A 26165-nucleotide genomic window follows, 5' to 3' on the forward strand; every position below is an offset into this window, starting at 1 on the left:
GAGAAACATGAAACGTATCATCGTTACGTCGAGCATTCTGGCACTCGCTGGCTCCGCCGCAATGGCGGGCGGTTACACCACCCCGGCACCGGCCCCCGAGGTCACCCCGGCTCCGGTCGCAGTGGCGCCCGCACAGTTCAGCTGGGACGGCTTCTACGCCGGTGTTCAACTTGGCTACGGCAAAGCCAACGAGTCGATCGACGGCGACGGCGTCGTCGGCGGTGCCCACGCTGGCTACCTATATGACTTCGGCAACTATGTCCTCGGTGGCGAACTGGCCTATAACGCTGCGAACATCGACGACAGCAACTCCGGCGCGAAGGTCAAATCGATGACCGACCTCAAGATGATCGCCGGTGCGCCCTACAACAACATGCTGTTCTACGGCACGCTCGGTGCGTCCTATGTCGACGCCGAAGACGGTGCGGGCAACGGCTATTCCGACACCGTTCCGCTGGTTGGTATCGGCATGAAATATGCCATCAACCCGAAGTGGACCGTCGGGACCGAGCTCGACTATCGTGACGGCAACAACTTCGACGGCACCACCAACGATCTGAACACCACGACGCTGAACCTCACCGCGTCCTACAAGTTCTGATCTCGGGCGGTTCGTCTGATCTACGCGGGCGGGGGAAACCTCCGCCCGTTTTTCTATGTGCGGGTGATGCCGCGGCGCGGCAAAATCGGGGCAGGGCGGCTCAATCCGGGGCGATCAGGCCGAGGCCCCGCAGATAGACGCCGATGCCGCTTTCCAACAGATCCTCGGGGGCGTAGGGCGAGCGATTTCCCTCACGCGCGTAGAGTTCCACCACGCCGTGGCTCATCGCCCAGACATGCGCTGCGACCATCGCGACGGGAGGGCGTTTTGTCGGCGGCACATGTTCCATCAGGGCCCGCGTCGCGCGTTCCATCGCGGTGCTCGATTTACTCGCCACCGCTGCAAGGTCGGGCGAGCGGTTGGGCGAGATGCCGCTTTCGAACATCGCCATGTAGTGACCCGGATATTTCCGGGCGAAAGCCAGATAGGCCCGGCCCACCGCAGAGAACGCCGCGAGTGCCGAAGGCTTCCCACCGTTCCATGCATGATCCAGAAGATCGCCGAAAATCAGATAGCCCTGACGCGCGCATTCCGCGATCAGGTCCTCGCGCCCCTCGAAATGGCGATAGACCGCAGCCGGGGTCACGCCTGCGCGTTTCGCCGCCTCCGAGAGCGTGAACCCGGTTGGGCCCTTCTCCTCGATCAGCTCCAGCGCGGAGGCTACGAGCGCCTGACGCAGATTGCCGTGATGATAGCCTTGCTTAGACATTCAGAACGTCGATGCCGCCGCAGATTTTTTCGTCGATCTCGCCAATCGCCTCGGGGTCCTTATGCGCGTAATCGACGGCGTTCAGCACCGTCTGGATCGCGGCGATCCGGGCGCGTTTCTTGTCGTCCGAACGGATCACGGTCCAGGGTGCATGGTCGGTGTCGGAACGCTCTAGCGTCTCTTGGATCGCCTCGGAATAGGCGTCCCAGCGCTTGAGCCCCTCGACGTCGATCCAGCTCAGTTTCCACTGCTTGAGCGGGTCCTTCTCGCGCTTGAGGAAGCGGCGCAGCTGTTCGGCGCGGTCCACGTTCAGCCAGAGCTTCACGAGGATGACCCCGTCATCCACCAGCATCTTCTCGAAATCGGGGAGCTGGTAAAAGAAATGCTCGCGCTGCTCGGGCGTGCAGAAATCGAAGACATGCTCGACCACGCCGCGGTTATACCAGCTCCGGTCGAACATCGCGATCTGGCCCGCCGCGGGTAGCCAGTCGATATAGCGCTGGAAATACCATTGCGTGGCTTCGGTCTCGGTGGGTTTGGGCAGCGCCACGACATAGGCCGAGCGCGGGTTCAGGTTCTGCCGCATCCGCCCGATCGTGCCGCCTTTGCCCGCCGCGTCGCGCCCCTCGAAGATCACCGCGATCCGCTTGCCGGTTTCCTTGGCGTCCCAGAACATCTTGACCAGCTCGACCTGAAGCGCATCCATCTGGCGGTCGTATTTCTTGCGCTTCATCTCCTCGTCATAGGGGTAGGAGGGCGAGAGCATGTCATCCTTGCCCGCCTCCTCGATCGCCTCGCGCACGGCATCGGGCGCTTCGTCTTCAAGGTAGCGGGTGATTTCGCCCACGAAGGGGATGTCGAACGGCGGGTCGCTCTTGTCCTTGGCCATGATCTGCCTTTTGTCGTTTCACGGCAGTATGCTGTGCGGGCAGGGGCGGTGCAAGCGGCGCCGCATCCGCAAGGGGCGGCGACCGCGCGTCTGTGATCTGCGTGCAAAGCCGGAGGCCGGGCGCTCAGGCGTCCCTCATTCCGCCGCCGGGCGCATCGGGATCGAATAGCCCGCGCGCTCGGCCACACGATCTACCGCAGCGACCGTCTGCTGCAGCGCGACATGCGGAACCATATGGCCGATCCCGTCGAGCGAGATCAGCTCCGCTCCCGGCACCTCGTTTGTGAACGGCACCGCGTGGATCTGCTCGCCTACGATGGTGTCGGCCGTGCCATGAACCGAGACCACCGGCAGGTCGAGATCGGGGTAATGCGGGATCATCGCCTGAATTTCCGACTTCAGGCTGGCGCGCTGACGGGCATTCACCCGCATCGTCTGCACCCGCAGCGTCATGCCGGGGCCGAACCAGTGCAGATAGCCGATGGGCATCTCCTGCGGCGTGAAAACGCTCTCGACCTCGGAGCGGATGATCGCAGGCGGGGTCCAAGCCGAGATCAGCGGCACGACAACCGCCTGACCCAGCGGCGGCGAGGTTATCTCATAGAGAAGCGGCAGCCCGCTATCCCAGCTATGCGAGGGCGCAGAGACCGGCACCAGCCCCGAGAGCGTGTCGGGCTGATACACCGCCCATGCAATCGCCACCGCGCCACCATAGGAATGGCCGAGCACGATAGGATCGTCCGCGCCCGCCACCTTGGTCGCTTTCTGCAGCAGCTTGGCCTGATTTTCGATCGTGTCCTGATCGACGGGCAGCGGGTCGGAATAGCCAAACCCCGGACGGTCGGGCACGAAAACGCGATAGCGTTTCGCCAGTTCCGGGGCGAGATCGAAGGTCAGATCGCGGGCCGAGCCCGACGCGCCGTGGATCAACACCACCGCCGGGCCGTGATCGCCCTTGATGACCATATGAACGCGCTGGTCGCCGACATCGACGAAGATGCCGTTGGGGGGATAGCGCTGCTCCGCCATGCGGGCCCGCCAGATCTCCAACCCCCAAGTCGCGCCGCTCAGGATGAGCAGCAACACGACAAGGCTAGTTACCAATCTCGGCCAGATCATACGGCGTTTCCTGATAAATCTCGTTTATCCAGTTGCCGTAAAGCAGGTGGGCATGGCTTTTCCACCTGTTGGTTGGCACCCGGCTCGGGTCGTTCTCAGGATAGTAATTCGCGGGGACGTTGATTGGTTTCCCCGACGCGACGTCACGATCGTATTCTTCTTTCAGCGTGCCGCTGTCATATTCGAGATGGTTGAAGATATAGAGCGCGCGATGGGCACGATCTTCGACCAGGCAGGGCCCGGTTTCGTCGGAATGGATCAGCGTCACCAGCCCCGCCGCTTCCAGCTCGTCGCGCCGCATCTCGGTCCAGCGGCTGACCGGGATCAGCAGATCGTCCGAGAAGCCCCGCAGATAGGGCGAGGCGGGCGCGCAATTGCGATGCCGGAAGCAGCCGAACGCCTTGTGATCGAGCATATGCTTGTTCACGCCATGGAAGTAATAGGCCATCGCCATGCCGCCCCAGCACACGCCGAAGGTGGAGAAGACATGGGTCTGGGTCCAGTCGAAGATCCGCTTGAGCTCTTCCCAGTAAGTCACTTCCTCGAAAGGCAAATGTTCGATCGGAGCGCCGGTGATGATCAGCCCGTCGAACTTCTCGCCGGTGGCTTCGACCTCCTCGAACGGACGGTAGAATTCTTCCATATGCGCGGCGGCGGTGTTCTTCGTCTGGTGCTCGCTCATGCGGATCAGTTGGAAGTCGATCTGCAGAGGCGTCGCACCGATCAGCCGGGCGAACTGGTTCTCGGTCTGGATTTTCTTCGGCATGAGGTTGAGAAGGCCGATCCGGATGGGGCGGATTTCCTGCCGGGATGCCCGTTCGGGCGACATCACCATCACGCCTTCCCGCGACAGGATGTCGAAGGCGGGGAGGTTTTCAGGCAACTTGATCGGCATGTTTTCTCAGTCTCTTACAGGGTGAAGTTAAAGCGATGCGTGAAGTGTCCAGACTCACGCGGGCAAAGCATCAGCGATCAGCGATGTAAAATCTTTTGCATCGCGGACAAGGTAGAGATCTTCGGCGCGGATCGTCACACCCCAGCTTTTCGCCATCGCCGCATAGCGCGGCTGACGATGCGCCAGCGCCTGCGCATAGGTCCAGCGCACGAAATCGTCGGGGTCGACCTGCGCCTCCGCCACGCCTTTCAGCGCGCGATATTCGGCCCATTTCGCGGCCAGAAACTCGGGCTGATAATACATCGGCTTCGGCGCACGCGAGAAGCGGTTGATCAGCTCCTCGGTATGGGCCTCAGAGCCCTCAATCCAGACCATCAGCAGGTTTTGCGACAGCGCGGTCAGGATTGGATCCTCGGGATCGTCGGGGTCCACGACCTCGCAGATCGAGCCGCCGGAATCGCACAGGAAATTCTCGATCCCGTAGATCTGCTTCGCGCGGTCGATGAAATGCGCCGTATCCAGCAGCGCCGCCATCTCCGCCGTGCGGTGCTGGCTCTGCCGTTCCAGATATTCCTCGAAGGGCAGCCCGCCCTTGGCCGGATCGCCCGGCTTGCCAAGATAGGTCGAGAGCGGCGCGAGGTTCTCAAACGTGATGTTCGACGCGATATAGACCGAATCCGATAGCAGAAGTTCCGCCAAAAACGGGTTCTTCATTGCCTCGCGCTTGAAGTTGTCGGCGATATATTCGCCCATGTAGCGCGTGCCGATCCGGTAATCGACGGAGTAGTGGAACCAGCCCTCGTCGCGCAGCAGGTTCGCAGCCCAGGTCTTGCCGAGGCCGGACATGCCGAACAGCGCAACCTTCCTCGATTTGGCGGCCAGCCACTCGGCGCGATTGGAATAGATCATGTGGTCCCCATTGGTCTTTCGCCCCGGTGTAGCCCGGCAAGGCGCGCGCGTCACGGGGTTTTGGGACGGCGGTTCAGGATCATCAGGCCAAGGGCGAGGATCGCGAAGCCCAAGGCCTCCGCCCAGCCGAGACGCTCGCCATAGACCGCCCAGCCCGCGAGGATCGCGACGGGCGGGATCAGGAGGGTGACGAGGGCGAGGTTGGCCGCCCCCGCCAGCGCGAGAATGCGGTAATAGAGCAGGTAGGCCAGCGCCGAACAGCCAAAGCCGAGCCAGAGCATCGCGATCCAGACCGAGGGCGCGTAGTCGAAGCTCGGCATCCCTTCGGTGAAAAGCAGGATCGGCAGGGTCCAGATCGCGCCGCCGGTGAGCATCCCGGCCGCTGCAACTTCGGGTCGTAACCCCTTGATCGCAAATCGTGCATAGGCCCCGGCGAAGCCGTAGCTCAGCGCCGCGCCGAGCACGGCAACTTGGCCGGCAGAGGTCAGATCGAACCCTTTCAGCGCATCCGGCCCGATCGCCACCACGACGCCCGCGAAGCCGACCGCGATGCCGGTGGCCTTGCGCGCGCTCAGCCGCTCGTCGGTAAAGACAACGGCCGCGACGAGCGCCCCGAAGATCGCGGTCGAGGCGTTCAGGATCGAGGCCAGCCCGCTATCGATATGCTTCTGCCCCCAAACGATGAGCGAGAAGGGAATGGCGTTGTTCAGCAGCCCCATGATCAGGAAATGCCCGAGATAGATCGGGCGCCGTGGCACCGGCAGGCGGCGCAGCGCGACATAGGCCCAGATCAGCGCCGCTCCTGAAGCCACGCGCAGGAAGACCACGGTAAAGACGCCCGCACCCTCTAGGGCCGCGCGGTTCGACAGGAAGGACGAACCCCAGATCAGCGCCAGCGTCGTGAGCAGCGCCCAGGCAAGCGGGGTGAGGGATAAAGGGGCGGGTGCGTGTTTCATCGCTTCGATCTAGCGGGCGACGGCGACACGCACCACCCGGAACTTGCGGCATTGCCGAGGTCCAAAGAAAAAGCCCCGCACGAAGCGGGGCTTTTGTAATAAGATCAGAGGCTTGCGATCAGAAGTTGATCCCGACGCGCAGGCCCGCGCCCCAACCGTCATTGCCGGTGAAGTCGCCGACTGAGGTGGTTGCGTCGCCGATATCGACGTAGCGCACGCCGCCCGTAATCTTGATGTTGCTGGTCGCTTGGTAGCTGGCTGCGAGCGAAACCGATTTGAAGCCGTCGGTTGGGCCCAAGTTGCCGACGATGCCGCCTTGATGCTTCTCGTAGCCAAACATGACCGCACCAGACCATTGATCGTTAAACCGACGACCAACACCAAGATTGTAGGTGATGGTGTTGTTGTCGTAGCTTACGAGCGGACCAAGTGGCCCTGCCGGACCGGGACCGTCAGGGTCAACACCAGCATAGACCGGCGGTGTAATGTCGAATTGCGTCCAATGGACCCAGCGTACGGACCCCATCAGAAGTGTGTCCTTCATAATCCCAGTCTGGAACTCGAGATTCACCGATTCCGGAGTCGTGGTCGAGAAGCTCGTATCGAAGCTATTCGGGCCGATCGTCTCCGTCGCATCGAAATCGTGAGTAATCTTCGAGTTGTAGGTAAGTGCAACGCGTGCAGCAATCTCGGGCTTTTCCCACGCGACGCCAACCACATAACCGAAGTCAGTCTCGCTCGATGTTTTCATCGAGTATCCCGGGATGGGGAAGTTTAGGCTAACATTGCCTTTCGCTTCTTGGCTCCGAATGCCGCCGATAAAAGAAACATTGTTCGGCATCTTGTAGCGCACCAAAGCGGTGATTGCAGTGGAGTCGATCGACGCGTTTGCGCCGCCAAGGGGATAGCCCGTGGACGTAGCTGCTGGATAGTTAACTTTGGCTCCAATGGGCTGATCGACGGTGATCGCCAGATCCCATTGATCGCTGAGGGATTGCTTGTAACCGAAGGTGAAGGTGCCATACCCCGGTGCCATGTCACCGGATTTTGCGCCCGGAATGCCAAAGGGGCTGGTGTTCGTCCCCGACACGTCCGGATTGAACGCACCGAAGCCGATTTCGGCGTAATTGCCCTGTTCGAACAGGATGCCGACCGATTGCGTCGAGCGCTCCACCCCGCCCGCATGGGCCGCGCCTGCGCCAATCGCGAGTGCGGCCATCGAAGTCATCACACGTTTCATAATGTTCCTCTTCCCTAACGTGTCCCGAAGGAGATCCTAACGTCTCGAAGGAATTCCTTTCGGTGACGCTACCAGCCGGAAGATCTAAATCAATCTGCGCTTCACGATGACGTCACGTTCTGTTGCCGGCATGCACGGAAAAATGTGGCTTTGCGGCCACTCGAAGGTGACGTTCGCGTCAAGTTCTGAACTGAAGCGTTTAGAAGCCGTTGGAAAACTTGAGAATCGCAAGAAGGCCGAGCCAGAGAGCCGCGCCGAAAAGCGCGACCAGAAGCGCACTCCATAGCGTGGCGCGCGGAGCTGGCAGATGTGGCGGCCCGTCAATCTTGCGCGCCTGCAACGATGTCCCGGCAGGCGGAGGCTGTCTGCGCTTTGCGCGCGGGGGATTTTCAGGAGCGCGGGCCATTTTCGCCTCAAGGTTGTCATGTTTTGCAGCGCCATTAACCCCGGCTTAGGTAAAGCAAGCCTTAATGGCGACGATGAAACCTGTCCGTCTCACGCTATTTTCAGGCCCCGATACGGGCTGGGATCGGGCGTTGCGCGCGATCGCGCCGGGGCACCCGCCGGCCTTTCAGCAGGCGGCGCTCTATGGGACGCTTGCTGCCGCGCGGGGGCGGCGCGTTCTGCGGCTCGAGATCGCGGAGGCGGGCAGGCGGATCGCACTGGCCCAGATGATCGGGCGCGGCGGGCTGTGGCTTTTGTCGCGCGGACCGGTCTTCGCCCCTGGCCTTGATCGCGACAGTCAGATCGCGGTGCTGCGCCGGATCGCGCGCCGATGGGGGATCGTCCTCGCGACGCCGGACGCGCCGCTGGCGGGGGTCGGGCTGGTGCCGCTGATCACGCCCCGCCACCATGCGCTTTGGTCCTTGCAGCCCGAGACGGAAGCGCTGCGCGCCGGGCTCGTCGGGAAATGGCGCAATCGCTTGGTGGCGGCGGAGCGCGCGGGGCTGCGGGTGAGGTTAGAGCCCGAGATCGACTGGCTCCTCGCCGCCGATGCCGCCCAGCAACGGGCGCGTGGCTACCGCGCCTTGCCTCCCGGCTTCTCCCGCGCTTGGGCGGACCGCAGTCCGGCGGATCTTCTCGCGCTGCACATCGAGGATGCCAAGGGACAGCGCCTCGCGGGCGGCATCTTCCTGCTCCATGGCGACGGGGCGAGCTATCATATCGGCTGGACCGGGCCGCAGGGGCGCGCGTCCGGCGCGCATAACGTGATGCTCTGGCACGCGGCGCTGCGGCTGACGGCGCGTGGGATCCGGCAGCTCGATCTCGGCGCGGTGGATGGCGAGGATGGGGCAGGGCGGATGCGCTTCAAACTGGGCACCGGCGCGCAGCCTCACAGCCTCGGGGCGACTCTGTGGGTGCTGCCCCGTTAACCCTTCTCCTTGAGGAAAATATCCCCGCCGGAGGCTCCCTCAACCTGCCGCAGGCGCACCGCCGGACTGTCGCGCGTGGAAGATGAAGCCGAGGAAATTCAGCAGCACTTGCGCGGCAAGGATCGGGGTGGAGCCGGTGGGGTCGTAATCGGGGGCGACCTCGACCAGATCGATGCCCACCACCTCGTGCCGCTTCGCCACGCCCTGCAGGATCTCCAGCACCTCGTAATAGAGAAACCCGCCATGGCTCGGCGTGCCGGTGCCGGGCGCGATCGAGGGGTCGAACCCGTCGATATCGATCGTGACATAGATCCGCGCGCCCTCCGGGATACGGGCCAGCACGCCCTCGGCCCCCAGCTTGCGCACCTGCCGCACGCTCAGGAAATCGTCGCCCATCGCGCGGGCGGCGTCATAGCCTTCTTTCGAGGTCGAGGACACGTTGCGAATGCCGAGCGCGGTGATCCCCGAGACATACCCCTTCTCGGCGGCGCGGCGCATCGGGTTGCCGTGCCCTTCGGTCACGCCGTGACGCTCGTCCACGAAATCGAGATGAGCGTCGATCTGCAGGATATGGATCGGGCCCTTCTCGGCGCAATCGGCCTCGAAGGCGCGGATGCAGGGGATATTGATCGAGTGATCGCCGCCGATCACCACCGGCAGCACGCCCGCCTTCAGCATCGCACGCACGCCGGTCTCGATATTGGCATGGCTCTTCACCGTGTCGGTATGGACGATATCCGCATCGCCGATATCGACGATCGTGACCTCCGGCCCGAGATAGGTCGCGTCATCCTCGTGATCGTAAGCCCCGGCATGACCGAAGGAGAACAGCGTCGAGGCCTCGCGCACCGCCCGCGGCCCGAACCGCGCGCCGGGGCGGAACTGCGTGCCGAAATCGAAGGGCGCGCCCATCACCGCCACATCCGCCTCGATCGCATCCCAATCGGCCACGTAAGCGCGCTTGCCGAAAGTGGAAATCCCCACGAAGGGCAGGTTCAGCCGCCCCGATTCATATCCATGTCCCGCCATCTTGCCTCCAGACACCCTGTCGCACCTCGGACAGCTTTTCGCCGCGCGCGAAATATTGCAAGCTTCTGCGCGACCGAAATGATTTGCCGATTGCCCGAGGTAAGCACATGTCCTTCGCCCCGCCCAAGATGACGCCCAAGGGACTGTTTCGCCGCACCCCGCCCGCGATGTTCCCGCCCGTGCTGGGGCTGATGGGCCTCGGGATCGCGTGGCGGCGCGGTGTCGGGCAATTCGCACTGCCGCCCGATCTGGCGGAGTTGTTTCTGGGCGCGGTGACGCTGCTCGCGCTGTTCACGCTGATCGCCTATGGCGCGAAGGTCGTGCGGCGTCCGGGCGTGGTGTTCGAGGATCTGCGCGTGCTGCCGGGGCGTGCGGGGCTCGCCGCGGGGACGCTGACGATCTATCTGATCGCGGCTTCGCTTGCGCCCTATGGCGGGCTCGCCACCGTCATTTTCTGGCTGGGCGTCATCGTGCATCTGGGGCTGATCGCGGCGGTGATCTACACGCTCGCAACCGGCCCGGCCGAGCAGCGCCGCGTCAATCCCACATGGCAGCTGACCTTCTCGGGCTGGATCGTCGGCGCAGTGGCGGGGGTGATCCTCGGGCTCGATACGGTGGCGCTGGTGATGTTCTGGGTCGCGATGCTGTCGGCGGTCGTGATCTGGATGATCTCGCTGCAGCAATTCTCCCGCGAGCGCGTGCCTGCGCCGCTGCGCCCACTGCTGGCCATTCACCTCGCGCCGGCCGCGCTGATCGGCACGGTGGCGAGCGCGTTCGGCGCGATGGGGATCGCGCAGGCGATGGCGATCCTCGCGGCAGCCTTTCTTCTGGCGCTGGTCGTGTCGATACGCTGGCTGCTTGCAGGAGGCTTCTCGCCGCTCTGGGGGGCATTCACTTTCCCGGCGGCTGCGACGGCAGGGTGCTGGCTCGCGCTTGGCGGGGTCTGGGCGTTGCCCGGCGCGCTGATGCTGACGGCAGCGACGCTGATCGTGGTGCCGATTGCGCTGAAAGTGCTGCAGCTTTGGGCGAAGGGTCAGCTCGCGATGAAGACCAACGCCGCGATTGCGTAAGGCGAGAGGGCGGCGCCCGAGCCTCGGGTGGGCGCTTTGCTCCGCACGTGCTGGGCGGTTTATCCCGCAAGCCCGTAAGTCGGTCGTGCCTGCGCTGTCTTCGCCAATGCGCCCTCCCGGGGGGAGGCTCGGGCGCGGCCCGGGGCTGGTTGCCCCGCGCCACCGTAGGAGGCTGACACGATGGCGCTATACCCCTCGTTCGCGCACACCCCCTGCGCAGCGCGTCCGCGAGGGGTTGCCTTCGCGTCCATTGCGTGAAACAGCAAACTGCCAAACGCATCTGGACACTGGAGACCCCCCATGCAGATTCGCGAGGCGCTCACCTTCGACGACGTTCTTCTTCTTCCCGCAGCCTCTTCGGTGCTTCCTGCAACCGCAGATGTCTCGACCCAGGTGACGAAGAAAATCCGGCTCAACATCCCGCTTCTGTCTTCCGCGATGGACACCGTCACCGAGGCGCGCATGGCGATCGCTATGGCGCAGGCGGGTGGCGTGGGCGTGATCCACAAGAACCTCACCGTCGAGCAGCAGGCCGACGAGGTCCGCCGCGTGAAGCGCTTCGAGAGCGGCATCGTCTACAACCCGATCACGCTGCGCCCCGATCAGACGCTCGCCGATGCGAAGGCACTGACCGAGCGCTACGGTTTCTCCGGCTTCCCGGTCGTCGATGAAAACCGCCGCGTCGTGGGCATCGTGACGAACCGCGACATGCGGTTTGCCCAGAAGGACGAAACCCCGGTCTCGGTGATGATGACCACCGACCGTCTCGCGATCCTGCAAGAGCCCGCCGACCGCGCCCAAGCCATCGCGATGATGCGCGAGCGCCGGATCGAGAAGCTGCTGGTGACCGATGACGAAGGCAAGCTGACGGGCCTCCTGACGCTGCGCGACACCGAGCAGGCCGTCCTCAACCCCACCGCCTGCAAGGACGATCTGGGCCGGTTGCGCGTGGCCGCTGCGACCTCCGTGGGCGATGCTGGCTTCGAGCGCTCCGAGGCGCTGATCGACGCGGGCTGCGATATCGTGGTGGTCGACACGGCGCATGGTCACAGCCAGGGCGTGATCGACGCGGTGAAGCGCATCAAGCAACTGTCGAGCGACGTGCAGGTGATCGCGGGCAACGTAGCCACCGCCGACGCCACCAAGGCGCTGATCGACGTGGGCGCCGACGCGGTGAAATGCGGCATCGGCCCGGGCTCGATCTGCACGACGCGGATGGTCGCGGGCGTGGGCGTGCCGCAGCTGACCGCGATCATGGATTGCGTAAGTGCGGCGGGCGACGTGCCGATCATCGCCGATGGCGGCATCAAGTTCTCGGGCGATTTCGCGAAAGCCATCGCGGCGGGCGCAAGCTGCGCCATGGTCGGCTCGATGATCGCGGGCACCGATGAAAGCCCCGGCGAGGTGATCCTCTATCAGGGCCGCTCGTTCAAATCCTATCGCGGCATGGGTTCGCTCGGCGCGATGGCGCGCGGCTCGGCGGATCGCTACTTCCAGAAGGATGCGGCGAACGACAAGCTCGTGCCGGAAGGCATCGAGGGGCAGGTGCCCTACAAAGGCCCCGCAGGCGCGGTGATCCACCAGCTCGTGGGCGGTCTGCGCGCGGCGATGGGCTATACCGGCTCCGCCACGGTCGCCGAGATGCGGACGAACTGCAATTTCGTCCGCATCACCGGCGCGGGCCTCAAGGAAAGCCACGTCCACGACGTCGCGATCACCCGCGAGAGCCCGAACTACCGGATCGGCTAAGGGGCGCGCAGCGCCACCTTGCCATAGACGCGAAAGGCCCGGCCAGCGATGGTCCGGGCCTTTTCCATAACAAATTACGCAGCGTAAACTTTTCATAGTTTCGCCGTAATCGCCCGTTAACCAGAGGGGATCACCCTCAAACCGTTCCTTGGTTTCGAGATGGAGGCCCGACATGATGCACCGAATTGCCGTGCGCAACTCTCAGGCGCAAATCCCTACGATCGCGAAACTTTTCGCGGCGCTGGCGCTTGGGGCGACCGGGTTCTTTGCCGCGCAGCAGATCATGCCCGCGATTCCCGCCGGGACCGACGGGGCGAAGGAATTGTGGCTGATCATGGGCTCGTTCGGGCTGCTGTTCGGCTGGCGCGTGGTCGGGGTTTCCGCCGGGCGCCGCTGGGTCGATGCGATCAATGACGGTCTTCGCGGCGGTCTTTATGTCCTGCTGTGGACATTCGCCTTCCTCGGCGTGATGCAGATGCTGAAACTTGCGCTGCGCATGCGCTATGACGATGTGCTCTCCGCCGTGACCGATGTCATCGGGCAGGGCACCGCGATCGGGTTGGCCTCGCTTGGGGTGGCGCCGGTGATCACGCTGGGCTTGGGCGCGATGGGCGCCGGCGTCCTGTCGGAACTCGCGCATCGCCGCTACGGGCGCTGAGCACGAAACCCACCACACCCTCCGCTTGACATCGCGCGCCTGCCTTGCAGGTTGTGGCGCATGATGTGCCAAGCTGCGGGGACGGTCATGCAACCACATTTCTTTTACGGCACGCTGTGTCATCCGCCTCTGCTGGAGGCCGTCATCGGACGTGTGCCGCAACTCGTACCGGCGCGGCTGGAAGGTTTCGCCCCGCATGAGGCCTGTCGCGAGGGGCAGGGCCTGGGCTTTCCGATCCTGATTGCGACACCGGACGCGGTGACGCGCGGCGTCATCGCCGATCTGACCGAGGCCGAGGCGGAGCGCATCGCGTGGTACGAGGATGGATACGACGCCGATTTCCGGGAACTCGAGACCGGATCGGGGCCGCGCGAGGCGAAGCTTTGGCTGCCGAAAGCGGGGCGCTGGGATGTGGGCGACGCGTGGACCCTCGGAGATTGGGCGCCGAAATGGGCCGCGCTGAAGACCGAGGCCGCGCGGCTTTTCATCGCCGAGGCACAGGCCGTGGGGCCCGACGCCGCCAATGCGCGCTATCACGCGATCCTCGTGCGCGCGGCCTCTACCTTGCGCGCCCGCGCGACCCCGATGGCGCAGCATTTGCGCCGGGACCTGCATGAAGGCGACATCAAGATCGACGCGCAACAGACTGCTTACGCGAAGTTTTTCGCCGTCGAGGATTACAAACTCGAACATCGGCTGTTCGCCGGCGGGATGAGCGCCAAGCTCGACCGGGCCGCCTTCGTCTCGGGCGATGCGAGCGTCGTTCTGCCATACGATCCGGTGCGCGACCGGGTGATGCTGATCGAACAGATCCGCACCGGGCCACTGGCGCGGGGCGAGCCGAACCCGTGGATGATCGAGGCGATCGCGGGCCGGGTCGATCCCGGTGAGACCCCCGAAGAAGCGGCGCTGCGCGAGGCGGGCGAGGAGGCCGGGATCACGATTGCGCGCCTGATCGAGGCCCCGCGCTATTACCCGTCGCCCGGCGCGAAAAGCGAATTCGTCTATTCCTATATCGGGATCACCGATCTGCCCGATGAGGCCGCACAGCTTGGCGGCAAGGCCGATGAGCACGAAGATATCCGCGCGCATCTGGTGCCGTTCGAGCGCTTGATGACGCTGGTTGCGACCGGCGAGGCGGGCAATGCGCCGCTGGTCGTGCTCGCGCTCTGGCTCGCCGGGCAGCGCGCCGCACTGCAGCGGATGGCTGGCGTCGCGTAATCGCGGGGTTGAGGTGGCGCGCGCCGCGTCCTAAGTCTGATTTCAACGGCCCCGTTGGGGGTTACTCGATACGGGAGGAATGCGCGATGCGTATCTGCAGCGATCTGGCGTCGGCGGTGGGAAATACCCCGCTCATCAAGCTCAGGAAGGCATCGGAAGAGACCGGCTGCACGATCCTCGGCAAGGCGGAATTCCTCAATCCCGGCCAATCGGTGAAAGACCGCGCAGCGCTGTTCATCATCCGTGACGCGATCCAGCGCGGCGAGCTTGCGCCCGGCGGCACGATCGTCGAAGGCACGGCGGGTAATACCGGCATCGGTCTCGCGCTCGTGGGTGCCTCGATGGGCTTCCGGGCGGTGATCGTGATCCCCGAGACGCAGAGCCAGGAAAAGAAGGACATGCTGCGGCTGGCGGGGGCCGAACTGGTGCAGGTTCCGGCCGCGCCCTATCGCAATCCGAACAACTACGTGCGCTATTCCGAGCGGCTCGCGAAGGAACTCGCCAAGACCGATCCGCATGGCGCGATCTGGGCGAACCAGTTCGACAATACCGCGAACCGGCAGGCCCATATCGAGACGACCGGCCCCGAAATCTGGGATCAGACCGGCGGGAAGGTCGACGGCTTCATCTGCGCGGTGGGCTCAGGCGGCACGCTCGCGGGGACCGGCATGGCGCTGCAGCCCAAGGGCGTGAAGATCGGCCTCGCCGATCCTGACGGCGCGGCGCTGCACAGCTATTACACGACCGGCGAGTTCAAATCCGAGGGCTCCTCGATCACCGAAGGCATCGGGCAGGGGCGGATCACCGCCAATCTCGAGGGCTTCACCCCGGATATGAGCTTCAACATCCCCGATAGCGAGGCGCTGCCGGTGGTCTTCGACCTGCTGCAGGAAGAAGGCCTTTGCTTGGGTGGCTCCTCGGGGATCAATATCGCGGGCGCGATGCACATGGCGCGCGAGCTGGGCCCGGGCCACACCATCGTGACGGTGCTGTGCGACTACGGCAACCGCTACCAGTCGAAACTGTTCAACCCCGACTTCCTCAAGGGCAAGGGGCTGCCTGTGCCGGAATGGCTCGACCGGGCTCCGCGTGAGATGCCGGAGGTTTTTGAGGGATGATCCTGCGTCTGGCGCGTCTGCTCTTGCTGGCCGTCGCGCTGGCGCTCCCCGGGATTGGTTTCGCGCAAAGCCCCGACACGCCCGATTACAAGGCGTGGGAACAGACCGCGACCGAAGCCGAACAGATGGTGCAGGCCGACAAGGCTCAGCGTCCTGCCTTCGACAAGATCCGGCAGGAGGTCGTCAACTGGCGAGAGAAGTTCAAGGCGGCCGAGGATATCAACGCCAGCCAGATCTCTACCGTCAAGGCGCAGATCGAAGCGCTCGGGCCCCCGCCGAAGGAGGGCGAGAGCGAGGATCAGGCGATTGCCGACCGGCGCAAGAAGCTGAACGACGAGCTCGCTAAGCTACAGGCGCCAGCGCTGCGCGCGACCGAGGCCGCCAGCCGCGCGGATTCCATCGTCGCCAATATCGATCAGGTTCTGCGCGCGCGCCAGACAGACAAGCTGTTGCGGCTGACACCTTCGCCGCTCAATCCGATCAACTGGCCCGAGGGGGTGAAAGTTCTCACCGGGCTGACCTCCGAGCTTGCCTCCGAGATGGGGCAGCAACTCGATCAGCCGGACCCCTACGCCAATGCGCGCAACAACGCCCCTGCGATCGTGGGCCTTTTGTTGGTGGCGCTTATGCTGGTGCTGCGCGGGCGGACATGGATCGACAAATTGGCCGATGTGCTGGAGGCGCGTCTGGCGCGCAACGCGCAGCGGGTGATCGATTTCATCGTCTCGCTGGGTCAGCTCCTGCTGCCGATCGCCGGGATCGCGCTGCTTGAAGCGGCGCTGGTGCAGACGGAGCTGTTCGGCGCGCGCTGGTTGGAGTTGTTGCTCGCGATCGGCGTGGTTCTGAGCGCGGCCTTCGTCGCCTTCTGGCTTTCGGGCCGCATCTTCCCGCGCAATGACCGGCAGGCCGCGCCCTTCACGCTGCAAAGCGAACGGCGCCGAGAAGGCCGGGTGCTGACGATCTCGCTGGCCGTGTTCGCCGCAATTCAGGGCCCGTTCGGCGACTGGCTGGTGGCCCGCGGGCAGGATGTGTTCGAGGGCAGCGCGAAAACCGCCAAGGAGATCGATGCGGCGGGGCACACGCTCGACGCCGGTTTCGGCGTTCTGGTCTTCCCGCTGCAGGTCCTTGCCGCGATCGCGCTGTTCCGCTTCGGCCAGCTGCTGCGCCGTCACCTGCGCAACGAGACCAACGGGAGCGAGGAAGGCGCGTTTCGCGACCGTCTTGTCGGCGCGCTCGGCAATGCGCTGATTGGCGTCGCGGTGGTCGCGCCGGTTCTTGGCGGGATCGGCTATATCAACGCCGCCAATGCGCTGATCTTCCCGACCATCCTGACACTGGGGCTGATCGCGCTGGTTCTCGTGCTCAACCAGTTCTTCACCGATGTCTACGTGCTGGTCACCCGGCGCGAGGATGACGGCCGCGACTCCCTGATCCCGGCGCTGATCGGCTTCTTGCTGGGCCTGCTCGCCATGCCGCCTGCGGCGCTGATCTGGGGCGCGCGCCCGGCCGATCTGGCAGAGATGTGGACCCGGTTCCAGAACGGCATCTCGGTCAGCGGCGTCACGATCTCGCCCGGCATCTTCCTGACCTTCGCGATCGTCTTCGTGATCGGCCTGATGGTCACGCGGCTCCTGCAAGGGGCGCTGAAGACCTCGCTGCTGCCAAAGACCAAGATCGACAAGGGCGGCCAGAATGCCATCGTCTCGGGGCTTGGCTATTTGGGGATATTCCTCGCTGCGGTGATCGCGATCTCCTCGGCCGGGATCGATCTGAGCTCGCTCGCCATCGTCGCCGGTGCGCTCTCCGTCGGTGTCGGTTTCGGTCTGCAGACCATCGTGCAGAACTTCGTCTCGGGCATCATCCTGCTGATCGAGCGTCCGATCTCCGAGGGCGACTGGATCGAGGTCAATGGCCAGATGGGGATCGTGAAGGCGATCTCCGTGCGCTCCACCCGGATCGAGACCTTCGACCGCACCGAAGTCATCGTGCCCAATGCGGACCTGATCTCGGGGCAGGTGACGAACTGGACGCGCGGCAATGTCACGGGCCGCCTGATCGTGCCGGTCGGCGTGGCCTATGGCACCGACACGCGCAAGGTCGAGAAGATCCTTCACGAAGTGGCCGAGAACCAGTCGCTGGTGATGATGAACCCCGAGCCGGTCGTGATGTTCAAAGGCTTCGGCGCGGACAGCCTCGATTTCGAGGTCCGCGTGATCCTCTCGGACGTGAACTTCATCCTCCGCGTCCAGAGCGAGATGAACCACGAAATCAATCAACGCTTCGCCGAGGCCGGGATCGAGATTCCCTTCGCACAGCGCGACGTGTGGCTGCGCAACCCCGAGGTTCTGCGTCCCAAGGACGAGCAGACCGAAGAGGACGCGGAGGAGGCGGAGACCTCCGGGGACGCGGGCGAAGACGACAGCGACACCAAGCACCCCGTGACCCGCGCCGATTACGGCAAGCCCCAGCCCGGTGAAGGGCCCGAGGGGATGGAGGAGCAGCGCCACGACACTTCAGACGGAGAGGCCGATGCCGGAGACCGCTAAACAGCCGCAGCAGCAGAGCTACCGCATTCACCCCTATGCCCGCGATCTCGAGGTCCGGGTGACCGGGCTGACCGATGAGGGCGGCATCTATTGCGCGGATTCGATCTTCTACCCGACCGGCGGCGGCCAGCCCGGCGATAGCGGCAAACTGGTCTGGGACGGCGGTGAGATCGAGATCGCAACGGCGGTGAAGGCCGAGTCCGGTGCGCTCGGTGCGGTGATCCTGGTGCCCGCCGAGCCGCAGCCACTGCCGCCTGTTGGCGCGCAGGTGCAGCAGCATCTCGACTGGGAGCGGCGTCACCGTCACATGCGCGTCCATACCGCGCTGCACCTGCTATCGGTCGCGATCCCGCTGCCGGTGACGGGCGGGCAGATCGGTACGGAAAAGGGACGGCTCGATTTCGATATGCCCGAGCGACCCGAAGATCTGGAAGCGATCGAACGGCAGCTCAACGACTGGATCGCGCAGGACCTGAAAGTGGTCGAGCATTGGATTACCGATGCCGAACTCGAGGCGCAGCCCGATCTGGTCAAGACGCTCTCGGTCGCGCCGCCCAAGGGTCAGGGCTGGGTGCGTCTCGTGGCAATCGGCGAAGAGGCGGACCGGATCGACCTGCAGCCCTGCGGCGGCACGCATGTCGCCTCGACCGGCGAGATCGGCGCCCTCAGGATCGGCAAGATCGAGAAGAAGGGCAAGATGAACCGCCGCGTTCATCTTCACCTGGCCTGAGAGCTACCGGCCGGGCAGGGGCGCTGCCCCGCTGCCTGCGGCATTCACCCCGGGATATTTGAACAAGACGAAGGGGGCGAGCACCCCGAACGCAAAAGGGCGGCCACCGGGGCCGCCCTTCGTCATTCATGGAAGCTGGATCAGGCTTTCGGGCCGATCATCTGCTCGGGACGCACAACCTTGTCGAAGATTTCCTCGTCGACGAAGCCAAGCTTGATCGCTTCTTCCTTCAGCGTGGTGCCGTTCTTATGCGCGGTCTTCGCGACCTTGGTGGCGTTGTCGTAGCCGATGGTCGGCGCGAGCGCGGTGACCAGCATCAGCGACTCGTGCAGCAGCTTCTCGATGCGCGGCTCGTTGGCCTCGATGCCCGCGACCATGTTGTCGGTGAAGGCCGAGGCGCTGTCGCCCAGAAGCTGCATCGATTGCAGCACGTTGTAGCTCATCATCGGGTTGTAGACGTTGAGCTCGAAATGCCCTTGCGAGCCGGCGATGCCGACGGCTGCGTCGTTGCCCATGACATGCGCGCAGACCATGGTCAGGGCTTCGGCCTGCGTCGGGTTCACCTTGCCCGGCATGATCGAGGAGCCCGGCTCGTTTTCCGGCAGGATCAGCTCGCCCAGACCGCAGCGCGGGCCCGAGCCCAGCAGGCGGATGTCGTTCGCGATCTTGAAGAGCGAGGCGGCCACGGTCTTCAGCGCGCCCGAGAACATCACCATCGCATCATGCGCGGCGAGCGCTTCGAACTTGTTGGGCGCGGTGACGAAGGGCAGGTCGGTGATCTTGGCCATGTTCGCCGCGACCGTCTCGGCCCAGCCCACTTGCGTGTTCAGACCGGTGCCGACGGCGGTGCCGCCTTGGGCCAGTTCGTAGATGTCGCCGAGCGAGGCCTCGACGCGCTCGATCCCCTTTTTCACCTGATGGGCGTAGCCGGAGAATTCCTGACCAAGCGTCAGCGGCGTCGCGTCCTGCGTATGCGTACGGCCGATCTTGATGATGTCCTTGAAGTCTTCGGACTTGGCTTCCAGCGCCGCGTGCAGCTTGCGCAGACCGGGCAGCAGCACGTCGCGCGCCTGCATTGCGATCCCGACATGCATCGCGGTCGGGAAGGTGTCGTTCGAGGACTGCCCCATGTTGCAGTGATCGTTCGGGTGGACCGGATCTTTCGAGCCCATCTCGCCGCCCAGAATTTCGATCGCGCGGTTCGAGATCACCTCGTTCGCGTTCATGTTCGACTGCGTGCCCGAGCCGGTCTGCCAGACCACCAGAGGGAAGTTGTCGTCGAACTTGCCTTCGATCACTTCGCCCGCGGCCTCGATGATCGCATCGGCGATCTTCGCGTCCATCTTGCCCTGCGCCTTGTTGGCCATCGCGCAGGCTTTCTTGATCACGCCAAGCGCGCGGATGATCGGGACGGGCTGGCGCTCCCAGCCGATCGGGAAGTTCATGATCGAGCGCTGCGTCTGCGCGCCCCAATATTTGTCGGCGGGAACTTCAAGCGGGCCGAAGCTGTCGGTCTCGGTGCGGGTCGCGGTCATCTGGGCCTCCATGATTGCGCGCAATCTTTCGCTCGCACTGATAGGGCGCGCGGAGGGATTTTGCAACGGTATACGGAGGTATACTTGGGGTGGCTCTCAGATCTGTGCGGCGATCGCGTCGCGGTCGATCAGGGAATGCACCTCGCGGATGCGGCCATCGGTGACGCGATAGAAGACATGTTCGTCGAACGTCACGCGGCGGCCGTCCACTGGCAGGTCGAACAGCATCCCCAGGGGCGTGCAGTCGAAGCGCAGCCGTGCGGCAATGACTGGCGGATCGGCCACTAGCGTTTCTGCGCGGAAGTGCAAGTCGGGGATCGCGCGATGGTCGTCCTCGAGCATCGCTTGATACCCCGCGAGGCCGAGCGGGCGCGCGTTATGCGTGACCTCCGGATGCACGAAATCGCCGAGCTGCGCCCAGTTCTGTTCATTCAGGCAAGTGAGATAGCCGCGATAAAGCGACAGGAGAGTGTCGCGGTCCAGAGGCTCCGAAGCCACCGGGTTACTTGCGGAATTGATCGAGGCTGACGACCTCGGCCTCGCCACGTTCGGCGGGGGCGGCCTCTTCCTCCTCGGCCACCTCATCCTCTTCGATCTCGTCGTCTTCGTCATATTCCTGCGTCTCGAAACGCAGGCCGAATTCGACGGAGGGGTCGACAAAGGTGGTGATCGCGTCGAGCGGCACATAGAGCGGCTCGGGCGAATTGCCGAAATTCAGCGTGATCGAGAACCCGTCCTCGCCCACTTCGAAATTGTCATACCAGTTCTGGATGACGATGGTCATTTCTTCGGGGTAGCGTTCGCGCAGCCAATCGGCCAGCTCGGCATCGGGGTGACGGGTGTCGAAGGTGATGAAGAAGTGGTGCTCCCCCGGCAAGCCATTGGCTGCGATGTCGCTCAGCACTGTCTGGATCAGCCCGCGCATCGCGTGATGCATCAGGTTGCCGTAATCAATGGATTGCGTCATGGCCGGGTCCCTTTCTTCTCGGGCTCAGCATAGGGGATTCGTGGCGGGCCGCAAGGCGGGCAGAGTGGCGCGAAGGCTGACGTCGAGGGCATGTGCCGGGTGAGCCGGAATCGGATCTCGCGCAACCTTGGGGAGAACCTCGCGGGGGCGGCGCCTATCCCAGCACTTCGCCCGACAGGCAGAGCGCGACGGTGTCGCGCGGCATCATCTCCAACGCCTCGAAGAGTGCGATCACATCGTAATTATTATACGCCTCCACGATCCTGTCGCCGCGAAACCGCATCGTCAGTTGCCCGGTGAATTCCACCGCGCGCGCCGAGTGTGCGGATTTTCCGGCGATTTTCAGAAGCGTCCAAAGCCAATCCTCCGTCTCGACATGGCGCAGCACGGTGATCTTGATGTCCTGCAGATGGGCGCGCAGGGCCGGAACCAGCTCGCGAAACTCCTGCGGTCGCAATTCGAGCCCCGGCATCAGCCCGTTGGTCTGCGCCTCGGCATCGAACAACCCGTCGACCTCGTCCAGCCGCCCTTCGCCCCATACGGCATGGAGCCACGTTTCGATCCTCGCAAGCCGGGACATCGCGCCTCTCCGTTTCCCGTCGGTCCTGGGGGCACCATGGCAGGTACGGATTTCAAACCGGTTAACGCCGGTCGCATCGAAAGAAGAGGGGGGAAAGTGCAGGATTCTGTTGCAAGGCTCCTGCGGGCCCCGCCTTACGCGGCTAAGCGCAAGGAGTTAAGTTTCGGTTACCCGAGCTGCTTACGCAGCCAGAGCGACCGGAGCACGGTTGTCGTTGGCAACTGTACAAATCGCACCGATAACGGTGGTAGCTCACCGGGACAAAGCAAACATCTTTACACGTTCGTCGATCCTATTTCGGCCCCATTCTCCCCCAACGAGGGTTGATTGGTGGAGCCGCCGGGTACCGCCCCCGGGTCCGATCCGCTTATTTCATGCGCGTTTATGCCCATAGTCCCCGTTGCCGGGAACGTCTTGGAATATAGGGGGAAGATCGGGGGCCTTCAAGGCGTCGCGCGCGCCTGATGCGCATTAACCGGACGTGAACTTGCCGCGCGCTATAGCTCGAGTCGGGCCAAGAACTGGCCACGGAGGGACGCGATGAGCGACAAGTCGATCCTGATCGATCTCAGCACCAGCTATCAGTTCCGCCATTGGCGGCCGATGGGCATCTTGCGGGTGGAGCATGAGGTCTGGCGGGCGTTTGCCGCCCGGTTCGGGGCGCGCGCGGTACCGGCGGTCTATGATGAGGCGCGCGGCGGGTTCTATCGCATCCCGCAGGCAATCTTCGAGGAGGTGATCTTCCGCAATGGCTGTCAGCCGGAGGCGCCATCGCGCGCGCTAACCGCGCCGAAGCGCTGGCGCTCCTGGGCGCGGATTGGCCGGTTTCTCTGGCGCGCCCGGCGCAGGACGCGGGCTCTCGGGCAGGGCGGGCGATGCGATGAGACCGATACGCGCCTGCGCCGCGAGAGCGCGGTGGCGGAGGAATTGCTTCGGCTGAGCGGGGAGGAATATGCCCTGATGCGCCAAGGGCTCGTGGCTCTGGAACGGGTCGCGCCGGGGATCGCACCGCGCATCCGGGCGCTCGATGCTCTCAATCACCGGGCGCATTACGGGCTGGTGCATACGGTCCACGACCAGATCTGCGCGGATCGAAATCGGATCGCGCCGGAAGAGGTGGGCGAGTATGTCTCTGCCGGTGGGTTCTGGGGCGATGCGCGCTACCGGGCCGCCTATGAGATGCGGGCCGCTCATGGGTGGCGGCTGAGCTATTACATCCATGACCTGATCCCGATCCTTTGGGGGCATGTCGCCGAACCCACGACGCGCAAGACCTTTCCGCCCGCGCTGCATTGGATGCTCTGGGGCGTGGATCGGGTCTGGACGAATTCAGAGGTGACGCGGCGCGATCTGCTCGTCCATGCCGCCAGCTGCGGCTATCCCGAGTTGCAACCGGAGAAAGTGCGCGTCGTGACGCTTGGCGCGGACGCGCTGCGCGAGACCGCGCCCGCCACCGATCTCGCGGGCCTCTTCGCACATCGCGATCTGGAGCCTGGGGGCTACGTTTTGATGGTCGGCACGCAGGAGCCGCGCAAGAACCATGATTTCACCTATCGGCTCTGGCGCGAACTGGCTGCGCGCCGCGACCATATCATGCCGCTGGTCTGGGTCGGGCAGCCCGGCTGGTCGATCGGCCCGCTTCTGGAAATGGTGCGCGCGGACCCCGGCTTGCCGCATGGCGCGATCCGCATCCTCGATGATGTCGACGACGCCGAGTTGCAGGCGCTCTATGCGCATTGCCGCTACACGATCTACCCGTCCCATTACGAGGGTTGGGGGCTACCAGTTGTCGAGTCGCTTTTGCATGGCAAACCCTGTCTGACATCGGATGCGCCCGCCTTGATCGAGGCGGCGGAGGGCTGCGCGGAGGCGATCGGGCTTCTCGAGGGCGAGCGGTGGCTTGCCCGGGCCGAGGCGCTGATGGAGGACGAGGCAGCCTATCGCGCGGCCTGTGCGCAAGCGGAGCGGATCACGCCGCATCGATGGGCCGATTTTCGAGAGGCGCTCACCGCCGGGTTCGACGCGGCCGGCGATGACACCTCCACCCGCGACCCTGCATGGACCCACCAGTCGCGCCAGCCGATTCCCTATCGCGAGGATGCCGCATGAAGATCGCAGCTTTCGGTCATTACCCGATCCACCGCCCGCTGCATGGCGGCCAGCGCCGGGTCGCGGCCATCGCCCGGCAGGCGCGCGCGGCGGGCCACATCTTTCGCTACGTCCCGATCTACTCGACGCGCGGCTATCCCGACGGCTCGCCCGATGAGCGCCGCACGGCGGTGCCGGAGGCGTTGCTTTCGCGTCTCCACGATCCGCAGCGCCGCGAGGATCTTCATATCTCCGACACGCTCAAAGATCGTCCGCTGATCGAAGGGTTGATCAGGGAACTGCGCGATTTCGCCCCCGATGCGGTGCAGTTCGAACATCCGTGGCTCTATCCGCTATTCGCCGAGGCGTTGGACCGCGATCCGGTCTTGCGCCGCGCCCGGCTGAGCTATTCCGCGCATAATGTCGAGGCCGCGCTGATCGATCCGCATTGGCGCGCGGAGGCTGAGGCGCTCGAGGCCGCGCTCGTAGCGAGGGCCGATCTCACCATCGCCGTCTGTGAGGCTGACGCGCGCCATTTTGCCGGTCTGCCGGGTGCGACAGAGGTCGTTGTCGCGCCAAACGGCTGCTGGGCGCCAGATCCCGAAACGGTCCCGTCCGCGCCGCTCGACGGACTCTACGCGCTTGTCGCGGGCTCAGCCCATCCGCCGAACGCGCGCGGCTATTGGGCGTCCTTCGGCGACATTCCCGGCTTCCTGCCACCGCGTAGCCGCCTCGCCGTGGCAGGCGGAATGACCCATCTGATCACCGCCGACGACCGCTTCCGCCGCTATGCGCAGATGAATGCGGAATTCGTCGTGCCCCTTGGTGTGGTGGAGGAAGAAGCCTTGAGCGGTCTTCTGCATCGCGCCAGCGTCATCTGCCTGCCGATCACCGAGGGCGGCGGCACCAATCTCAAGACCGCCGAGGCGCTTATGTCCTGCAAACCTGTCGTCGCGATGCGCCCCGCAATGCGCGGGTTCGAAGAGGCGGAACGCCTCAGCGGCGTGCATGTCGCAGACGACCCGGAGCAGTTCCGCCGTCTGCTGCGCGATGCCATGACCGGCGCGATAGGCTCGCAGCGCCGCCCGGACGAGGTCGCGCAATATGGCTGGCCCGCGCAGCTTGCGCCGTTGATCTCCCGCTATGAAAGTCTTGCCGCATGAAAGATTTACCTCCGCACCCCTTCATCTTTGCTGATCCCGATCTCGCCGCGCAGATGCAGGCCACGCCCGCCTCGATCGACACCTTGTTCCAAGCCTATCTCGGACGCCCTGCGAAAGAGGGGGCGCAGAGCGCATTGAAGGAGCGGCGCGCGAGCGTGGCCGATGTCGAGCGGGAACTGCGCGGATCGGAGGAATATCGCCGCAAGGCGCGGCTGCTGCGCGATCACGATCGCAGCCAATACGACGGCGCGATGCTGTATATCGCACCTGCGCGCGCCGTTTTCTGCCCCATTGCGAAGGTCGCCAATACCTCGGTCAAGGATTGGGCGCTCCGGCTTGTGGGCGACGGGCGGCCCGAACCCGGCATGTCGCATTACTGGCTCGATTCCGGACAGAGCCGGATGCAGGCGCGCCATTGGGCTTTCGCCGCACGCGACCGCGTCGATCACGCGCCGGACTGGGTCTCGGTCGCGCTGTTGCGCGATCCTGTCGACCGGTTGGTGAGCTGTTATTGCGACAAGTTCGGACGCAACCGAATGCAGGACTCGGTGCTGCATCATACGCGGCCGGTCTATGCGTTTTTCGCGCGCGGGGGCGATCCGGACCGGGAGATGATCGAACGCGGATTGAGCTTTCGGCAGCTCTGTTTCTACATCAACGCCACTGCGCGCGAGGTGCAGGACAGCCATTGGGCCGCGCAGTGGAGCTACCTGCAAAATCGGCGCTGGGATCGGCTGTTCGCGCTGGAGAAGATCGAGAGTTTCGAGTATTTCATGCGCGATCGCTTGCCGGAGGAGCTTCGCAACATCCGGTTGGGGCTGACCAATGCCGCGCAAAAGGCGCGCGGGCGGTCGTCCCATAATCTCTCCGATGCGCTTCCGGGAGAGTGGATGGGCGCGCGCACGCCGCCTTACGACGCCTTTCTGAGCGACGATATTCGCGGCTTCATCGGCGATTATTACGCGCTCGATGCACGGCTGCATGCGCAGGCGCTTTCCGAGAGTTGAGCCGCGATGGCCC

At 64.5% G+C, this 26165-nt stretch carries 24 protein-coding genes and 1 other RNA gene; 12 read left to right on the top strand and 13 right to left on the bottom strand.

Features of this window, described 5'->3' with window-relative positions:
• Window positions 1-7 precede the first annotated feature (7 nt).
• Window positions 8-601: an outer membrane protein gene (locus AKL02_RS09580; protein WP_158522152.1), complete on the top strand. Its 594-nt coding sequence runs from the start codon at window positions 8-10 to the stop codon at window positions 599-601.
• A 100-nt stretch (window positions 602-701) separates the two neighbouring features.
• Here the strand turns inward: AKL02_RS09580 and AKL02_RS09585 are convergent, their stop codons facing one another.
• The 7 genes from AKL02_RS09585 to AKL02_RS09615 all read right to left on the bottom strand — a co-directional run bounded on the left by AKL02_RS09585 (window position 702) and on the right by AKL02_RS09615 (window position 7318).
• Entirely contained in the window at window positions 702-1310 is a 609-nt protein-coding gene (locus AKL02_RS09585; RefSeq protein ID WP_083077899.1) for a TetR/AcrR family transcriptional regulator, read from the bottom strand.
• Complete coding sequence (gene ppk2 / locus AKL02_RS09590) at window positions 1303-2199, bottom strand: polyphosphate kinase 2 (protein WP_083077900.1); 897 nt, start codon at window positions 2197-2199, stop codon at window positions 1303-1305. Before ppk2 ends, AKL02_RS09585 begins: the two co-directional genes overlap by 8 nt.
• Window positions 2200-2334: 135 nt before the next feature.
• Window positions 2335-3318: an alpha/beta fold hydrolase gene (locus AKL02_RS09595; protein WP_083077901.1), complete on the bottom strand. Its 984-nt coding sequence runs from the start codon at window positions 3316-3318 to the stop codon at window positions 2335-2337.
• Window positions 3293-4213: a homoserine O-succinyltransferase gene (locus AKL02_RS09600; RefSeq protein ID WP_078541143.1), complete on the bottom strand. Its 921-nt coding sequence runs from the start codon at window positions 4211-4213 to the stop codon at window positions 3293-3295. Before AKL02_RS09600 ends, AKL02_RS09595 begins: the two co-directional genes overlap by 26 nt.
• A 54-nt stretch (window positions 4214-4267) precedes the next feature.
• The gene (locus AKL02_RS09605) at window positions 4268-5122 is read right to left on the bottom strand and encodes an ATPase (RefSeq protein WP_083077902.1); all 855 of its coding nucleotides are present in this window, start codon (window positions 5120-5122) and stop codon (window positions 4268-4270) included.
• Between the two features lie 50 nt (window positions 5123-5172).
• Window positions 5173-6078: a DMT family transporter gene (locus AKL02_RS09610; protein ID WP_083077903.1), complete on the bottom strand. Its 906-nt coding sequence runs from the start codon at window positions 6076-6078 to the stop codon at window positions 5173-5175.
• A 118-nt stretch (window positions 6079-6196) separates the two neighbouring features.
• Entirely contained in the window at window positions 6197-7318 is a 1122-nt protein-coding gene (locus tag AKL02_RS09615; protein WP_083077904.1) for an outer membrane protein transport protein, read from the bottom strand.
• Window positions 7319-7788: 470 nt separating this feature from the next.
• Between AKL02_RS09615 and AKL02_RS09620 the strand changes: the two genes are divergently transcribed.
• Window positions 7789-8691 (top strand): GNAT family N-acetyltransferase, encoded by a 903-nt coding sequence (locus AKL02_RS09620; RefSeq protein WP_083077905.1) that lies wholly within the window; start codon window positions 7789-7791, stop codon window positions 8689-8691.
• Between the two features lie 39 nt (window positions 8692-8730).
• Here the strand turns inward: AKL02_RS09620 and speB are convergent, their stop codons facing one another.
• On the bottom strand, window positions 8731-9720 hold the full coding sequence (gene speB, locus AKL02_RS09625) for an agmatinase (protein WP_083077906.1): 990 nt from the start codon (window positions 9718-9720) through the stop codon (window positions 8731-8733).
• Window positions 9721-9827: 107 nt separating this feature from the next.
• Here speB and AKL02_RS09630 point away from each other — a divergent pair, with 107 nt between their 5' ends.
• From AKL02_RS09630 to AKL02_RS09660, 7 genes are all read left to right on the top strand, one after another.
• A complete protein-coding gene (locus AKL02_RS09630) occupies window positions 9828-10790 on the top strand; it encodes a TDT family transporter (RefSeq protein ID WP_083077907.1) in 963 nt (320 codons plus the stop codon).
• 300 nt (window positions 10791-11090) lie between these two features.
• On the top strand, window positions 11091-12539 hold the full coding sequence (gene guaB, locus AKL02_RS09635) for an IMP dehydrogenase (RefSeq protein WP_078550562.1): 1449 nt from the start codon (window positions 11091-11093) through the stop codon (window positions 12537-12539).
• 172 nt (window positions 12540-12711) lie between these two features.
• Complete coding sequence (locus AKL02_RS09640; protein ID WP_083077908.1) at window positions 12712-13197, top strand: TrgA family protein; 486 nt, start codon at window positions 12712-12714, stop codon at window positions 13195-13197.
• An 87-nt stretch (window positions 13198-13284) separates the two neighbouring features.
• Window positions 13285-14418 carry an NUDIX domain-containing protein gene (locus tag AKL02_RS09645; protein WP_165756977.1) on the top strand — a complete coding sequence of 378 codons (1134 nt, stop codon included), beginning with the start codon at window positions 13285-13287 and terminating at the stop codon, window positions 14416-14418.
• An 86-nt stretch (window positions 14419-14504) separates the two neighbouring features.
• Window positions 14505-15536 (top strand): cysteine synthase A, encoded by a 1032-nt coding sequence (locus tag AKL02_RS09650; RefSeq protein ID WP_078541125.1) that lies wholly within the window; start codon window positions 14505-14507, stop codon window positions 15534-15536.
• The gene (locus tag AKL02_RS09655; RefSeq protein WP_232621761.1) at window positions 15533-18082 is read left to right on the top strand and encodes a DUF3772 domain-containing protein; all 2550 of its coding nucleotides are present in this window, start codon (window positions 15533-15535) and stop codon (window positions 18080-18082) included. The genes AKL02_RS09650 and AKL02_RS09655 overlap by 4 nt, the downstream gene beginning before the upstream one ends.
• Complete coding sequence (locus tag AKL02_RS09660; RefSeq protein ID WP_083077910.1) at window positions 18066-18812, top strand: alanyl-tRNA editing protein; 747 nt, start codon at window positions 18066-18068, stop codon at window positions 18810-18812. The genes AKL02_RS09655 and AKL02_RS09660 overlap by 17 nt, the downstream gene beginning before the upstream one ends.
• A 140-nt stretch (window positions 18813-18952) precedes the next feature.
• Here the strand turns inward: AKL02_RS09660 and fumC are convergent, their stop codons facing one another.
• The 5 genes from fumC to ssrA form a co-directional block, all read right to left on the bottom strand.
• A complete protein-coding gene (fumC, locus tag AKL02_RS09665; RefSeq protein ID WP_083077911.1) occupies window positions 18953-20347 on the bottom strand; it encodes a class II fumarate hydratase in 1395 nt (464 codons plus the stop codon).
• Window positions 20348-20443: 96 nt separating this feature from the next.
• Window positions 20444-20845, bottom strand: coding sequence for an ester cyclase (locus AKL02_RS09670; RefSeq protein WP_232621762.1), 402 nt, complete (start codon window positions 20843-20845; stop codon window positions 20444-20446).
• Window positions 20846-20849: 4 nt separating this feature from the next.
• The gene (locus tag AKL02_RS09675; RefSeq protein ID WP_078541119.1) at window positions 20850-21314 is read right to left on the bottom strand and encodes an SspB family protein; all 465 of its coding nucleotides are present in this window, start codon (window positions 21312-21314) and stop codon (window positions 20850-20852) included.
• Between the two features lie 154 nt (window positions 21315-21468).
• Entirely contained in the window at window positions 21469-21894 is a 426-nt protein-coding gene (locus AKL02_RS09680) for a nuclear transport factor 2 family protein (protein ID WP_078523285.1), read from the bottom strand.
• 95 nt (window positions 21895-21989) lie between these two features.
• Window positions 21990-22345: a transfer-messenger RNA gene (ssrA, locus tag AKL02_RS09685) on the bottom strand.
• 89 nt (window positions 22346-22434) lie between these two features.
• On the opposite strand from ssrA, the gene AKL02_RS09690 reads away from it, so the two are divergent.
• The 3 genes from AKL02_RS09690 to AKL02_RS09700 are packed head-to-tail and all read left to right on the top strand — an operon-like array spanning window position 22435 to window position 26152.
• Entirely contained in the window at window positions 22435-24003 is a 1569-nt protein-coding gene (locus tag AKL02_RS09690) for a glycosyltransferase (RefSeq protein WP_083077913.1), read from the top strand.
• A complete protein-coding gene (locus AKL02_RS09695) occupies window positions 24000-25145 on the top strand; it encodes a glycosyltransferase (RefSeq protein ID WP_165756978.1) in 1146 nt (381 codons plus the stop codon). The genes AKL02_RS09690 and AKL02_RS09695 overlap by 4 nt, the downstream gene beginning before the upstream one ends.
• A complete protein-coding gene (locus AKL02_RS09700) occupies window positions 25142-26152 on the top strand; it encodes a sulfotransferase family 2 domain-containing protein (RefSeq protein ID WP_083077915.1) in 1011 nt (336 codons plus the stop codon). Before AKL02_RS09695 ends, AKL02_RS09700 begins: the two co-directional genes overlap by 4 nt.
• Window positions 26153-26165: the final 13 nt, after the last annotated feature.

The organism is Thioclava electrotropha (assembly GCF_002085925.2).
Taxonomy (GTDB): Bacteria; Pseudomonadota; Alphaproteobacteria; order Rhodobacterales; family Rhodobacteraceae; genus Thioclava; species Thioclava electrotropha.